Raw genomic sequence first — 13,313 nt, 5'->3', positions numbered from 1 at the left:
GCTGTGAAATAACGGCGCTATTCAGCGGCGACATAAGGGCTCACCATCTTCGCGGGATCGACGATGCGATCGAATTCCGCTTCAGAGACGATGCCGAGCTGAAGCGCCGCGGCTTTCAAGGTGAGGTCGTTGTCGGCCGCGAAATGCGCGATTTTGGACGCCTGGTCATAGCCGATCACGGGCGCGAGCGCCGTCACCAGCATCAGCGACTGATCGACATAGGCCTTGATTCGCTGCAGGTTGGGCCTCGTCCCGGCGACAAGGAAGCGATTGAAATTGACGCAGCTATCCGTCAGCAGGCGGATCGATTGCGTCAGATTGTGGATCATCAGCGGCTTGTAGACATTCATCTCGAGATAGCCGCTGGCGCCGCCGAAATTGATGGCGACGTCATTCGCCATGACCTGTGCGGCGACCATTGTGATCGCCTCGCATTGCGTGGGATTGACCTTGCCGGGCATGATCGAGGAGCCCGGCTCGTTTTCGGGAATCATGAGCTCTGCAAAGCCGGCGCGCGGCCCGCAGGACATCAGCCGGATATCATTCGCGATCTTGAACAGCGAGACCGCCAGCGTCTTCAAGGCGCCGGACAGATTGACGAGGGCGTTATGCGCGCCCTGGACTGTGAATTTGTTCGGCGCGGTGACGAAGGGCAAGCCCGTCAAGGCTGCGATTTCCGCCGCGGCCGCCTCCGCGAAGCCCGGGGCCGAATTCAAGCCGGTGCCGACCGCCGTTCCGCCAAGCGCCAGGCGATAAACGCCCTTCAACGCGGCGTCGATATTGTCGAGATCGTCGGACAGCATTCCGGCATATCCCGACCATTCCTGGCCGAGGGTGAGCGGCGTCGCGTCCTGCATGTGCGTCCGGCCGATCTTGACGATGTCTTTCCATTCGTCGGCCTTGGAGGCGATCGAGTCGCGCAACGCCGTGACGGCCGGCAAAAGGCTGTTCGAGACGGCGAGAGCCGCGGCGATATACATGGCCGAGGGGAAGGAGTCGTTGGACGACTGCGCCATGTTCACGTGATCATTGGGATGAACCGGCGCCTTGCTGGCCAGAGGCTTGCCCGCGAGTTGGCAACAACGGTTCGAAATGACCTCGTTGACGTTCATGTTGAACTGGGTGCCGCTGCCCGTCATCCAGACATGCAGGGGAAACATGTCATGATGCTGGCCCGCGAGTATTTCGTCGCACACGGCGACGATCAATTCATATTGCTGATCGGGCAAACGCCCATCTTTGTGATTTGCAATCGCCGCGCCCTTTTTCAGGAAGGCGTAGGCCCCGATCATCTCGCGCGGCATAAGCTCGGCGCCGATCGAAAAATGCTCGAGAGACCTTTGCGTTTGCGCGCCCCAGAGCTTGTCCGCAGGAACGTCCACCGCGCCTAGGCTATCGGTTTCAGACCTCATAATTTCCATTTGAGACTTTCCAGAATTTTCGGGACGCTCTGCTACAGGCCAAGTTCTAGCTGCTGGATGCGCGTGCTGAAAGCACGGGTTGGCTGAACATCAATTCAAGGTCTATCGAACGTTAATCTTGACGGAATTCAAGAGCGCAAGCGTTCAAGGATCTCGCGGTTCATGCAGCGCCAGGCTCAGCTGCTCGTCGCCTTGCCCCGAAGGCGCGTCGAAGCCCGACAGGGTGAGGCCGAGCAGCCGGACGCCCCTGGGCGACGGAAAGATTGCGGCGAGCAGCGCCAGCGCGCGCCGCTCGAAGTCGTCGCGGGCGACGATGGGCGCCGCAAGGGTCTGGCTGCGGGTGATCTGCCGAAAGTCGGCAAATTTCACTTTCAGGGTGACGGTGCGCCCGCGCAGCCGCGTCTTTTCGCAGTGTCGCCAGACCTTGTCGATGATCGCAGGCATGGCCGCCGCAGCGTCGCCAAAGGAATGGAGATCTTGCAGGAAGGTCGTTTCGGCGCCGATCGACTTGCGTTGCCGATCGGGGCGCACCGGACGGTCGTCGACGCCGCGGGCGATGTCGAAATAATAGCGGGCCGCCTTGCCGAAATGCTGCTGCAGGAAATCCTGCGCGCAGACTTTCAGATCGCCGCCGTTCTCTATGCCGAGGCTCCGCATTTTCCTGGCGGTCGCCGGGCCGACGCCGTGGAATTTGGCGACCGGCAAACGCTCCACAAAGGCTGGCCCTTGTTTCGGCGTGATCACAAACAGGCCGTCGGGCTTGTTTTGATCGGACGCCAGCTTGGCGAGGAATTTGTTGTAGGACACGCCGGCTGAGGCGGTGAGCCCGGTTTCGGCGCGGATTTGCGCTCTTATCGCCTCGGCGGTTCCGGTGGCTGTCGCGCCTGCTGGCAAATGGTCCGAGACATCAAGATAGGCTTCGTCGAGCGACAGCGGTTCGATCAAGGGCGTGAAGCGGGCGAAAATGGCGCGGATCTGCATCGAGACCGATTTATAGATCTCGAAGCGCGGCGGCGTGAAAATGAGATCCGGGCATTTGCGCAAGGCGGTCACGGAGGGCATGGCGGAACGAACGCCAAACTGGCGCGCCTCATAGCTGGCGGCCGCCACCACGCCGCGTTCGCGGCCAAAGCCGACCGCCACGGGCCTGCCGCGCAAGGCCGGGTCGTCGCGCTGCTCGACCGAGGCGAAAAAGGCGTCCATGTCGATATGGATGATTTTGCGCACCCGCTCGGGGGCGGCCGCCGGTTCGACGGCCTGCTCCCGCGCGATTTCGTAATTCTCCGAATGGGTCGCGCTCATGAAGGCGGTCCGGTCAGAACGAGACGCCACTGGCCGCTCGGAGATAGATTGCCTATCCAGAACATAGACTGAACATAGCTCGGCGGCCAAGGTTTGCAAAGTGGCGCGAAGCCGCCCAGGCCGCGCTGTCCGGTTGAGCGCGGTCCTTACAAAGCAAGCTCCGCGACGGCCTTGTTCGCCTTCGGCGCGGCGCCGATCGCCAGTTCAGGGATGTTCATCCCCTCGACGCGAACGGTCTGCACATCCGTGACGCCGATGAAGCCGAGGATTTGACGCAGGTAGGGCTCGACGAAATCCCGCGGGCGCGGATCCAGTGGCGCGAGCCAAAGGCGCCTGCGACAACAGCCGAATCTTCTTTTCATGTGCCGAGGGGAATGGACTGAAGGGGCTGGGCGGGACGAAAAACGACGGCCCACAGACGAAGTGTCGCTCCCCCATGCCATCGCACCCGATCTCGCGCCAAAAGTCGGGCCGACAGCGGGGCTGAAAATCAATCAGCCGATAAAACGACAAATTTTCAATTAGTTATGAAAATAGTTGGCGGAGAGGGAGGGATTCTCCGAATTTGCCTCGTAACTGTTGATTTTACAGCGATTTTTTAGCCTGATTTCCGACAATGGGTCAAAGTTTGGGTCTCAAGTCAAGGGGATCCGAAGTCATCGTCAGCGACCGAGGTCCAGGAAATTCGCGAGCATCGAAATAGCGGAGCTCGCTGATGAATTCGTCTCAGGACTTCGTCCTCGACTGACAAAAGGTCCTCGACGGTCAAGCCGGAAAACTCGGGCCATAGGCGCACGGTCGCAACCGCCCGGTCGATGTCGCTCAACAGAGTGATTGCGTCGGTCATGCTCCGCGGCTCCACGACAGGGTCGAGCAGATCCAAGATCGTCGTCGTCGCTCTTTCGAGCATGGTCCGGTTTGTGGTCAGCTTGCATCCATTGCGCGGGCTCTCAGCAATATCGTTCATCACACCAACTCTCACGGTATCGGCGCCTCCAATTACCGACGGCTTGGCGACCGGCGACCTTGGCAATGGCGCTGTTGGATGAAAGATGGCCTCGGCCTTCGTCGAGGCCAGTCGTCCCCGTTGAACGCATCTTGGCATTCCTGCCAGTTCAGGCGGTGACGCACCGCCAGCCGCGGGCGATCCGACTTTGGTAATGAGACTCAAATCGAGTCACCTGGCGGCGCTCTTGATGGCGTCGGCGCGCCATTCGCACTCTAGCGTCGTCTGCGACGTAAAGGTGCATTTCGAAGTGACGTTTTTCATCGGCGCGGTTCACGGGTTCAAGATTTGAACCCGTAATCCGCGAACCGGCGAGGTCCGGCGACGCTGGCCATGAGGCTTGGCCATCGGTGCAGCTTCCCCGATTTGGCCGAATCCGCTCGCCAATGGGGCCTGCGACAGAGGCAGCAGCCGTGCGACCAATCACCAGAAAGCCGCCGGCAAGGTTTCCATCACCCGCACTGGAACCAAGGGTGCCGAGGACCTCACCGCGCTCCCAAGAAAGTAGGTCGATCGCTGGATCCCAACCGGTTTAATTATCGATGTTTTTAAGTGCGCCAAGTTGCAAATCCCACAACATGATACGGCATTGTCACACCACTTCAGATCGTCCCATGCTCGCTGCCCGTCCGGAGGTTGCGTGTTGTAGGAATGGGACGACGAGTTGCGCAACCCGATCCGGATCGTCGGCGTGCGGCCAATGGCCGCTGTCGTCGAGAACGTGAACTTGGGCTTGCCGGAAGAATTCGCGCTGGCGTTCCGCATAGCGAACGGGAAGATAAGGATCGCGCCGCCCCCAGACAACGAGCACGGGACAAGTCCAAGAGCGGAAGGCGTCGCCGAATTTTACTGCCATTTCTCCCGGCTTGTCGGTGGCGCGATAGAGTCTCAACACTGCTTTTCTCGTTCCGGCGTCAAAATGATCGTACATGCCGTCGATGAATTCTTTCGGCAGGCCGCGCGGATTGCCGTGCTTCAGCAACATGTGGAAGCCGAAACGCGTCGTTGTGGCCATGAAGATCTCGCCTACGACTGGCGTACGCCAGATTTTGGCCAGATAGTGCCAGTGATAATCCGGCAGCAGGCCGATATTGATCAGCGTCAGGCTCGCCAAAGACCGCGAATTGGCCAGCGCCCAGGCGAGGCCCCATGGTCCGCCGAAATCATGCAGCACTAGATGCGCCCTGGCGACGCCGAGTTTTTTCAGCACGGCATTGAGATGGTTGGCGTAGCCCGCGACGGTGTAATCGAAATCGGCGGGCCGCGCAGAACGGCCGAAACCCGGCATGTCCGGCGCGACACAGCGGCAGAAAGGCGCAATGCGCTTCATCAGATCCTGCCAGTCCGCGGAAAAGCCCGGATTGCCGTGAACGAAGACCACCGCTTCCGAATTCTCCGCTGGCCCGCTCTCGCAAACGGACGTGCGCACATTTGCGACCATGACTTGGGACAACCGCAACATGGTTTGCTCCGAACAATTTGAGAAGCCGGCTATTCCGCCGGCGACGGCATTGTGTTCGGTCCCGTTGAACCAACGGCGTGACGAATATTGACCCACGCCGCACGCGCCAAAGCCTTGGGACTGAGGAATTGGCCGACGGTTATGCAACGCGCGCCGAAAGCCAGAAGTTGATCGGCACAAACGGAATCGCGCGCCGCAGCGGAATACATCAGTCGCTCGACAAAATTATAATCACGGCCCGTCGAATAATCGCAGATCAGAAATTCGTGGGCGGCGAGCTTTGATCGATGCGTCCGTGCGTAAGTCGAGAGGTCTCGATCAAGACGCGCCTCATCGACGGCCTGACAGGAGGCGCCGGCGATATCCGCCAGCCATTCCGCCGATTGAAAGGCCCATCCGCAGCCGACGCCCCATAGGGGATCGATGCTCATGGCCGCATCGCCTATCAGCGCCAAGCCAGGCCGCGAGGTTTTGCGGATCAAGTTGGGATATTCGATCGTGCCGAAAAACGGCGTAAGTCGCGTGGCCCTTTCCAGGTTGGGCCCATCGGGCAATTGAGCGAAAAGCCCTTTCATTGCCGCTTCCGGATCTCTTTTCCACTGCTCGAGCTTGGCGCGCGTCGGCTGGGCGGCGACCAGCGTTACGCCGTCGTCATTGGGAAAGGTATAGGCGATGTCCGGCTCCAGGAACCACATCTGGGAGCGATTGCCGCTTTTCAGGGGAATATCGCGGTAATGGGCGAAATAGCCGATGCGCCCCTGGGGCTTCTCTTTGGCGAAGAAGCCCGCCAACTCCGCCACCCGCGAATTGCGCCCGTCGGCGCCGACGGTCAGTCGCGCCTCTATCCGGCGCGTCACGCCGCCACAACCGTGAATGATGACGCCGCAGATGCGATTTTTGACCAGAAGCAATTCGTGCGCGGAAAAGCCGGAGATGAAATCGACTCCCGGCGTCTCGGCCGCCATTTGGCGCAGCATCGGGTCGAGTTTCTCGCGTCGGATGTTGTAACCAAAGGCCGGGCGCTTGATGGTTTGCTGGCTGGGAGCGCGAATACGTCCCCAACGCGTATAAAAATCCAATTCGTTCCGGACGCCGCCCGCCGCTTCAATCTTTTCGGCGAGGCCAAGTCGCTCGAGAGTTGGCGTGGCGCTGGCTTGGATGTAGTGGGTGCATACCTTCTTATAAGCGGCGGGATCGGCGTCGCGCTCGATCAGCGCCACTTTTGCCCCCTTGCGGGCAAACAGGATCGCCGCCGCACTCCCCGCGATCGAGGCGCCGACAATGGCTACATCATAAGAAAATTGATCGGTCATCGCCCTCTCCATGACGTTACAAACGTCCCAGCCGAAAAGTTTCGGAACGAGGAAAATGGACTCAGCTTAACAGAGCTCGAGCCGTCGTATTTTCACAAGTTTTTGATGGGCCGCCGGCTCCATTGTCGTCCACCGGCGGCGGTCGATTGTGACCACGCTGCCATTTCGATCGCCGTTCTAGCGAAGCGAAGCCAGAGCAACGCGCCGGAAATCTTCCCCGGTGATCGACGGCTCCGCCTGCGCGATCATAAAGGCGTCGCCTTGCAAGGAATTCTGCCAGGCGACCAAGCGTGAGATGACGCTCACGCCCCCATTGAGGGTGGCATCGTCAGAGACGCCCGGGAAATAGCCCTGTGCCGCGCTGCCAGTCGACGCTTGCGCCAGTTCCCCGAAATCGGGGTTGCTCTTCTTGGCTTGAGCCAATTGATAAGCGTCGCTTTCGGGCGTGTTGAGCCAGGCGATCTGCTCGGAAAGAACACCGATATTTTTGTTTAGTGTCCGGTCGCTGACGATATTCGGGCCGAAACCGTGGGGTCGGTTGGCCTGCAAGGCAGGCGCCGCGATGGTGAGCCCGAAAACCAGGCTGGACGCCGCGAAGAAAAGACTGAGATGACGTTTTGGCATGGGAACCTCCATCCAGTTCGCGTGGGGACGCTTCGGCGAGTGCTGCGCTATATGCAGAGCGCCATCCGGCAAGTTCGACAGGCGATCAACGCGCCGCGGCCTTGATCGCCTGGGCCGACCACTCGCACTCCAACGTGGTTTGCGAGGTAAAGACGCAATGCGAACGGATGCCCCTCATCGGCGCCGGTATGAGTTTCGTGACCTCGCCCTCGGTCGTGGTGCGCGGGAGTCCGTTGACCATAACGGTTTTGACCTTATTGACGTAACTCCAGGGCTTCGCCACGCCGTCTTTCATGTCGACGCCGAAGCCGCGCGAGGCGCCATTGCCCTGGACGAGGTCGGCATAGTCGACCATGACAACCTCCGCACCGTCTTGCCATGACTGCCGGCCGGTGCTGACATTCTTTCCTTTGTAGGTCGTCGCCATCACGACATGCCCCTTGTCGTCGAGCGGCTTCGCTTCCTGATGGACGATCGTCAGTGACAATTTGCCACCATAGTCGGAACCGCCAGCGGCCTTCGCCGCGCCTGCAAGGCAAAGAGGCAGAACTGCGGCGCCGGCCGCCAAGTAAATCCAATTGCGCATTTTTGCCTCCCGAATGATGCAGGACCATTCCTGCATTGGAAGGAGAATGGCGCCGAGGCGCTTACCGATAGGCAACCGATTGCGCAGAGCCGGGTTTTTCGCCAAACCGCCCAAACGGCGTAGATGAACGCGCCCCGAAACGGTCTTTTGCGCCAGACCGGCCTGGGTTACGATCGTCTCGACAATAGACCGAACGGTCGGGACCGCCGCTTGAGCGCAGAAGTCGCCAATATTGCGGAAGGACGACGGAAGCAGCCTCCGGCAGCGACCGTCGCCTGGAGTCTGGGCAAGATCACGCCGCCGAGTCTGGCCGCAGTGTCGCCGAACGCGCGCCTGTTCGCGTTGATCGACGCCGCGATGACGAGCCCGATCGTCTGGCTGCAAGGCCCGCCGGGCGCCGGCAAGACCACATTGATCGCTGATTGGCTCGCCGCAAGGCCGGCCGAAGCGGTCTGGCAAAGGCTCGACGCCGAGGATTCTGACCCTTCGACTTTTTTCTATTATCTCGGCATGGCGGATATGCGCGTGCGCGGCGCAGACGCACGGCGACTGCCCCTGCTGACGCCGGAATATCAGTTCGGAACGGCTGCCTTCAGCCGCAATTTTTTCCGAAAATTATTCGAGGGGGCTAAGCCGCCGATCGTGGTTTTTGACGATTACCATGAGCTGGGCCCATCCTCGCCGGTTCATGAGCTTCTCGCGAGCGGCCTGCAGGAAATCCCAAGAGGGGCCCGTCTCATTGTCCTCAGCCGTTTTCCGCCGCCGAAAGAATTTGCGCGACTTAGGGTGAACGGCCTAATGGAGGTTATTGCGCCCGAAAATTTGGTCCTGCGCGCCGAGGAGGCTGCGGCGATCGCCCGAGCGCGCGACGGCGCGAGCTTCGACGCCGGCCAGTTCGAACAGGCGCTGAATCTGGCGCAGGGCTGGATCGCCGGGCTGATCCTGATGTTGGAAGCGGCGCGCGGTGGCGTCGCCATTCGGGCAAACGGCGTCGACAAGCCGCCGGAGCTTCTGTTCGACTATTTCGCCGGCGAAGTGCTTGGCCTGTTGGACGAAAAGGAACGACGGACGCTCATGCGCTTGGCAACCATGCCGAGCATGACCGCTGAGGCGGCCGCTGCGCTTGCTGATGACCCGGACGCTGGAGAACTGCTGGAAAGACTTGCTCGGCGCGGCTATTTTACTACGCGCGACGCCCAAGCTCATCCAAACTACCGATTCCATCCCCTTTTCCAAAGCTTCCTCGCCGACAACGCGCGAAAGGCGTTCGACAGCGTAGAACGGCGCCGCCTGAATCTCGCGGCAGCGCAAGCGCTCGAAGGCTCCGGCCAACTGGAAGCCGCCGCTGCCCTATTGCGCGATGCTTCGGCTTGGGAGGAAATGACCCGGTTGATCTTGTCCCGGGCTGATGAATTGGAAGCGACCGGCCGCCAAATGGTGCTGGCGTCCTGGATTGACAATATGCCGGCCGGCCGCATCGAGGCCAGCCCATGGCTACTTTATTGGTCGGGCGTTGCACGGCAGCCGTTTGCGCCAAGGGAAGGGCGTCCCCTGTTTCGCCAATCCTTACCTATTTTCATGGAAGCGGGTGATGCCGCCGGCGCTTTCCTTGCCTGGTCACGCCTCGGCATGTCGATTCTGCATGACGAAATCGCCGATCAGACCCAATTGGACGAGCTGATTTCCATCTTGCACGATTTGAAAAAGCGCTATCGGCAATACCCTTCTGCGGAAGTCGAAGCCTATGTCGCGACCGTCATGTTTGGGGCTCTCGCCCGGCGCACTGCCGATCGCGTTGAAATCGCGCGCTGGAGGCAGACCGCCTTCGACGCGGCGGAACGCTCCGGCAAGCCCAAATTATTGGCCTATTTCCGTTTCGTCGACATCGCCCTTGCGTTGATCGACGGCGAGCATGCCCGCGTTCGCGAACAAATTGCACGCTTGCCGACGCCGGAATCGCTGGGCGAAGCGCCATACGAGCGCGCCATGGTTTCTTTCGCCACCGGTTTTGCCCAGATTTGGAGCCAGACACCCGGCTCCTGCGTCGAGACCGCAACCCGCGCCCTTGCTGACAATGATCGCGCTGGGGTCTACGCCTATTCGCACAGTCACTGCTCATTTGCCATTTCCGACTGCATCATCCGGGGCGATGTTGATTCGGCGCGGATCTGGCTTCAACGCTGTGGCGAATATATGGATCGCTTCTATCAGCGTCGCCCCTCGACTTATTTTTGTTGCGTGGCCCGGATCGAACTTGCCAGCGGTCATTTGGGGGCCGCCGTCGCCGCGGCGCGGCGGGCGGTCGAGATAGCGGCCGGCGACAATTATTTGTATAACGAGGCGCTCGCTCGCTTCGTTCTCGCGCAGGCGCTGACCGCCGCGGGCGAACTGCGAGACGCCGAGCGTGAGCTGGACGCGATGAAGATCGCCGGCGACAATGCCGCAATCGACAGCATGCGATACCGCCGCGAATTGCTTCACGCTGAAATTTTGCAACTTACCGGCCACGAAGCGCAGGGACTCGAAATCCTCCGCGCGGGGCTGGCTTTCGGCGAAAGTAAGGACGAGAGGATTATCCACCTTCATCGCCCCATCGCCGCGCGGATTTTCGCCCGAGCGCTTAAGCACGGCTTTTCGCCTGAGCTGGTGCGAAGGCTGATCAGCGTGATGGACCTGCAGCCGCCGGAGGACTGCGGACCAGAGTGGCCCTGGCCGCTTAAGATCGTCACGTTCGGCGGTTTGCAGTTGTTCAAAGATGGAAATCCCTTACCGGTGTCGCGAAAGACGCCACGTCGGCTGTTCAATGTGCTCAAAGCGATCGCTGCTTTCGGCGGGAAGGACATTACGCAGGAAAAAATCATTGATGCGGTTTGGCCGGACGAGGACGGCGACTGTGCTCGCCAGTCCTTCGACGTTGCCGTCCATCGGCTGCGCAAGTTGATTGGCGACAACCATACTATCGTCGTGAAAGGTGGGCGCGTCGGGTTCGATCCCGCGCGATGCTGGCTCGACACATGGGCCTTCGAAGCGGGCCTTTCCGCGCGGGGCGCGACGCACGCGGACGTTGCCGGAACGCTTGCGCTTTACGCTGGCGATTTTCTCGCCGACGACGAGGATTTGCCGTGGGCCGCCCCCCGGCGGAAATATTTGCGCGAAAAGTTTCTTAAGGCGACTGAGACCCAGGCCACAAGATAAGTCCAGGCCACGAGAAACTCGTTTTTTATTTCCGAAACTCCCGTTTCCACCAGCGATCTCCACAGCGGACTCCTGCGCTGAAAATTTAGCGACCGCGAATCCGTTGGCTATCGGTAAGTGAGCGAGCAGTAGTCTGGATCTCAGCCTCGAGCCGACGCTCGCAAATGGCTCAGATAATCCTAAGACGGATTTTTCCGCAGCTCTTGTCGATAAATGGGACGAGTTCGTCAGGGAGGACACCCATGTCAATCCAGACCAAATCCGGGTCGCTCGTGGTTTTCGGCGACAGTCTTTCCGACAATGGAAATCTATTTTCGCTGACCAACGGCGGCTATCCTCCGCCGCCAGCATGGCAAGGGCGCGGCTCGAATGGGCCAACCTACGCCGAACAGCTCGCGCCGCTTCTTGGTTTGAGCCTTAATGATTTCGCCTATTACGGCGGGCAGGCCAGCGACAACTCCCCACCTGTGATCGCCAACCCTGTGACGGGGGCGCGACTGCCAATCGATCTTTCGAACCAGATCAAGAGCTATTTATCATCGCTTTCCGGCGGACAAATTCCAAGCAACGCAACCGTAATGATCAATATTGGAAGTGATGACTATCTCGGCTATTTGGAAACGAACCCGCCTCAAACCCCGGCCGCTGTTCAGGCGATGGTGTCGGATGTCGTTGGCGCTGTCGGGCAGGCGGTGGCAGAACTTACGCAGGCTGGCGCCAAGAAAATCCTGCTATTCGCATTACCCGATATCGCCATTACGCCTGCCGGCGTAATGGCGAACAGCCCGGCGTTCCAGGCGCTCGTTCACGCGATCGACGTTGCGAACAATACTGCGCTGGCGCAGATCGCCGCCGCCTCGCCGAACGTCAAGCTGGTCGACCTTTTTGCCCTCAGCGATGCGCTGGCGGCCGACCCCACCAGTTTCGGCTTCACCGCGCCGATCACGACAACATGGTCCGGCCAACTGGCCTCCGGTTCGCAACAATTTGCTTCGAACGAAATCGCGTTCTTTGACGCCTTGCACCCGACCTATGTGGCGCACGGGATTATTGCGGCTTTCGCTGACGCCGTGATTGCCTCGGATCACGTCGATTTTCTCGATGGGACGCAGAGAGTCGTCCATGCCCAAAGCGGTTCGACGTTTATATTCGCCAAGGCGCTTGATCCCGGCAACACGACGCTGAATGGCAATGATACAATTTATGGCGGAGTAGGCGATGACACCATCATCGCCGGTTCGGGAAATGTGACCGTCTGGGGCGGCGTCGGCAACGATTTGATCGCCGCCGGTTCGGGAAACGCCGCTTTGCATGGCGGCCTGGGCACTGACGTGATCGCCACCAATTCGCTGGGCGTCAATGCCTTGACCGCGGGAATCGGCGATGACGCGTTGATCGTCAACCGCGGCGGTACGAACAGTTTGCGCGGGGGCGCCGGCAGCGATCTGTTTATCCTGAAAGAAGGCGATGGTCTGGTGAACGCGGATGGAACCTTTTCGTTCGGCCAGCAGCATATTAGTGGCGGAATTGGAGACGACACGCTCAGGATCGTCATCAACGACCAAAATCCGGTCGACGAAAAAGGCTTCATCGCCGAGTTCCTAAAAATCGAAAGCGCATTTGATCAGGCCGCCAAGACCAATCACCCCGGGAGTTTCCAAGTCGACGGCCTAACCGTCTCCGGGATCGATCGGCTCGAATTACAAGTCAGTTCGGCGTCCACCGATCCCAACACGCCCTATCTGATTACATCAAACATCCTCCTTGCCGACGGCGCCGGTTCGCACGTCAGTTCCGGCCTGTCCAACATGTTGTCGGAAGCTGGACGCTGGGGACTGCTGACGGTGTGACGCGGCTCCACGGGGGCCCGGTCACCGCAGCGTCCGCAAATCGTGTTTGAGTCGGAAACCACTCCCGATTCAATCGCATGGAAAACGTTTTTAAGGTCGGTGACGTTGCCCCCAACTTTTATCCGGTTCGGAGTTCGCTCTGACAGTTGATGACGTGCCCCCGAAAATTCCAGTCATGACTGGTCGAATTTTCGGGGGCACGTCAACGCTCGACGCCGCCGAGTTTATCCGCCGGTTCCTCATGCACGTGCTGCCAACCGGGTTCCACCGCATCCGCCATTACGGCCTGTTCGCCAGCGCGGTGCGCGCCTGCAACATCGAGCGCGTCCGTGCGTTGCTGCCGGTCGCCGAGGCCTCGCCGAAGCAACGGCCCAAGCCGGATGGCGGCGCCGATCCTGTTGACGGCGCGCATAAATACCCCTGTTGCGGCGGCCGGATGATCATCATCGAGATCTTCGAAGGCGTGCGCCCCACGCGCCCGGCGTCGCCCTGTCGGATCAGGATCGACACATCATGACCTTCATGACGCCATTTCTTGCTTCGCGACTCCGCTC

10 protein-coding genes and 1 pseudogene are annotated in these 13,313 nt (G+C 60.2%); 3 read left to right on the top strand and 8 right to left on the bottom strand.

Going from position 1 to position 13,313, the window contains the following annotated elements; genetic code table 11:
- Positions 1-17: 17 nt before the first annotated feature.
- The 8 genes from fumC to QM467_RS10945 all read right to left on the bottom strand — a co-directional run bounded on the left by fumC (position 18) and on the right by QM467_RS10945 (position 7,714).
- On the bottom strand, positions 18-1,421 hold the full coding sequence (gene fumC, locus QM467_RS10980; protein ID WP_283366363.1) for a class II fumarate hydratase: 1,404 nt from the start codon (positions 1,419-1,421) through the stop codon (positions 18-20).
- A gap of 144 nt (positions 1,422-1,565) precedes the next feature.
- Complete coding sequence (dinB, locus tag QM467_RS10975) at positions 1,566-2,723, bottom strand: DNA polymerase IV (protein WP_446737763.1); 1,158 nt, start codon at positions 2,721-2,723, stop codon at positions 1,566-1,568.
- Positions 2,724-2,869: 146 nt separating this feature from the next.
- Positions 2,870-3,085 (bottom strand): NAD(P)H-dependent oxidoreductase, encoded by a 216-nt coding sequence (locus tag QM467_RS10970; RefSeq protein WP_283366362.1) that lies wholly within the window; start codon positions 3,083-3,085, stop codon positions 2,870-2,872.
- 278 nt (positions 3,086-3,363) lie between these two features.
- Positions 3,364-3,690, bottom strand: coding sequence for a hypothetical protein (locus QM467_RS10965; protein ID WP_283366361.1), 327 nt, complete (start codon positions 3,688-3,690; stop codon positions 3,364-3,366).
- Between the two features lie 631 nt (positions 3,691-4,321).
- Positions 4,322-5,191, bottom strand: a complete 870-nt coding sequence (locus tag QM467_RS10960) for an alpha/beta fold hydrolase (RefSeq protein WP_283366360.1) — start codon at positions 5,189-5,191, stop codon at positions 4,322-4,324.
- Positions 5,192-5,220: 29 nt separating this feature from the next.
- Positions 5,221-6,504, bottom strand: a complete 1,284-nt coding sequence (locus tag QM467_RS10955) for an NAD(P)/FAD-dependent oxidoreductase (RefSeq protein ID WP_283366359.1) — start codon at positions 6,502-6,504, stop codon at positions 5,221-5,223.
- Between the two features lie 177 nt (positions 6,505-6,681).
- Entirely contained in the window at positions 6,682-7,128 is a 447-nt protein-coding gene (locus tag QM467_RS10950) for a hypothetical protein (protein ID WP_283366358.1), read from the bottom strand.
- 85 nt (positions 7,129-7,213) lie between these two features.
- A complete protein-coding gene (locus QM467_RS10945) occupies positions 7,214-7,714 on the bottom strand; it encodes a hypothetical protein (protein WP_283366357.1) in 501 nt (166 codons plus the stop codon).
- A gap of 525 nt (positions 7,715-8,239) precedes the next feature.
- Here QM467_RS10945 and QM467_RS10940 point away from each other — a divergent pair.
- The 3 genes and pseudogenes from QM467_RS10940 to QM467_RS10930 form a co-directional block, all read left to right on the top strand.
- On the top strand, positions 8,240-10,909 hold the full coding sequence (locus QM467_RS10940; RefSeq protein ID WP_283366356.1) for a hypothetical protein: 2,670 nt from the start codon (positions 8,240-8,242) through the stop codon (positions 10,907-10,909).
- Between the two features lie 242 nt (positions 10,910-11,151).
- A complete protein-coding gene (locus tag QM467_RS10935) occupies positions 11,152-12,759 on the top strand; it encodes an SGNH/GDSL hydrolase family protein (protein ID WP_283366355.1) in 1,608 nt (535 codons plus the stop codon).
- 205 nt (positions 12,760-12,964) lie between these two features.
- A pseudogene (locus QM467_RS10930) lies at positions 12,965-13,276 on the top strand (transposase); the annotation flags it as partial.
- Positions 13,277-13,313: the final 37 nt, after the last annotated feature.

The sequence above is a fragment of the Rhodoblastus sp. 17X3 genome, from assembly GCF_030056575.1.
In the GTDB taxonomy this organism is placed as follows: domain Bacteria; phylum Pseudomonadota; class Alphaproteobacteria; order Rhizobiales; family Beijerinckiaceae; genus Rhodoblastus.
Note: the sequence above shows the minus strand (reverse complement) of the source record. Positions and strands in the feature narration are given on the sequence as shown.

Bases quoted from the DNA above. Each gene is read 5' to 3' on its own strand.
- fumC (WP_283366363.1), bottom strand. From the start codon at position 1,421: ATGGAAATTATGAGGTCTGAAACCGATAGCCTAGGCGCGGTGGACGTT.
- dinB (WP_446737763.1), bottom strand. From the start codon at position 2,723: ATGAGCGCGACCCATTCGGAGAATTACGAAATCGCGCGGGAGCAGGCC.
- QM467_RS10970 (WP_283366362.1), bottom strand. From the start codon at position 3,085: ATGAAAAGAAGATTCGGCTGTTGTCGCAGGCGCCTTTGGCTCGCGCCA.
- QM467_RS10965 (WP_283366361.1), bottom strand. From the start codon at position 3,690: ATGAACGATATTGCTGAGAGCCCGCGCAATGGATGCAAGCTGACCACA.
- QM467_RS10960 (WP_283366360.1), bottom strand. From the start codon at position 5,191: ATGTTGCGGTTGTCCCAAGTCATGGTCGCAAATGTGCGCACGTCCGTT.
- QM467_RS10955 (WP_283366359.1), bottom strand. From the start codon at position 6,504: ATGACCGATCAATTTTCTTATGATGTAGCCATTGTCGGCGCCTCGATC.
- QM467_RS10950 (WP_283366358.1), bottom strand. From the start codon at position 7,128: ATGCCAAAACGTCATCTCAGTCTTTTCTTCGCGGCGTCCAGCCTGGTT.
- QM467_RS10945 (WP_283366357.1), bottom strand. From the start codon at position 7,714: ATGCGCAATTGGATTTACTTGGCGGCCGGCGCCGCAGTTCTGCCTCTT.
- QM467_RS10935 (WP_283366355.1), top strand. From the start codon at position 11,152: ATGTCAATCCAGACCAAATCCGGGTCGCTCGTGGTTTTCGGCGACAGT.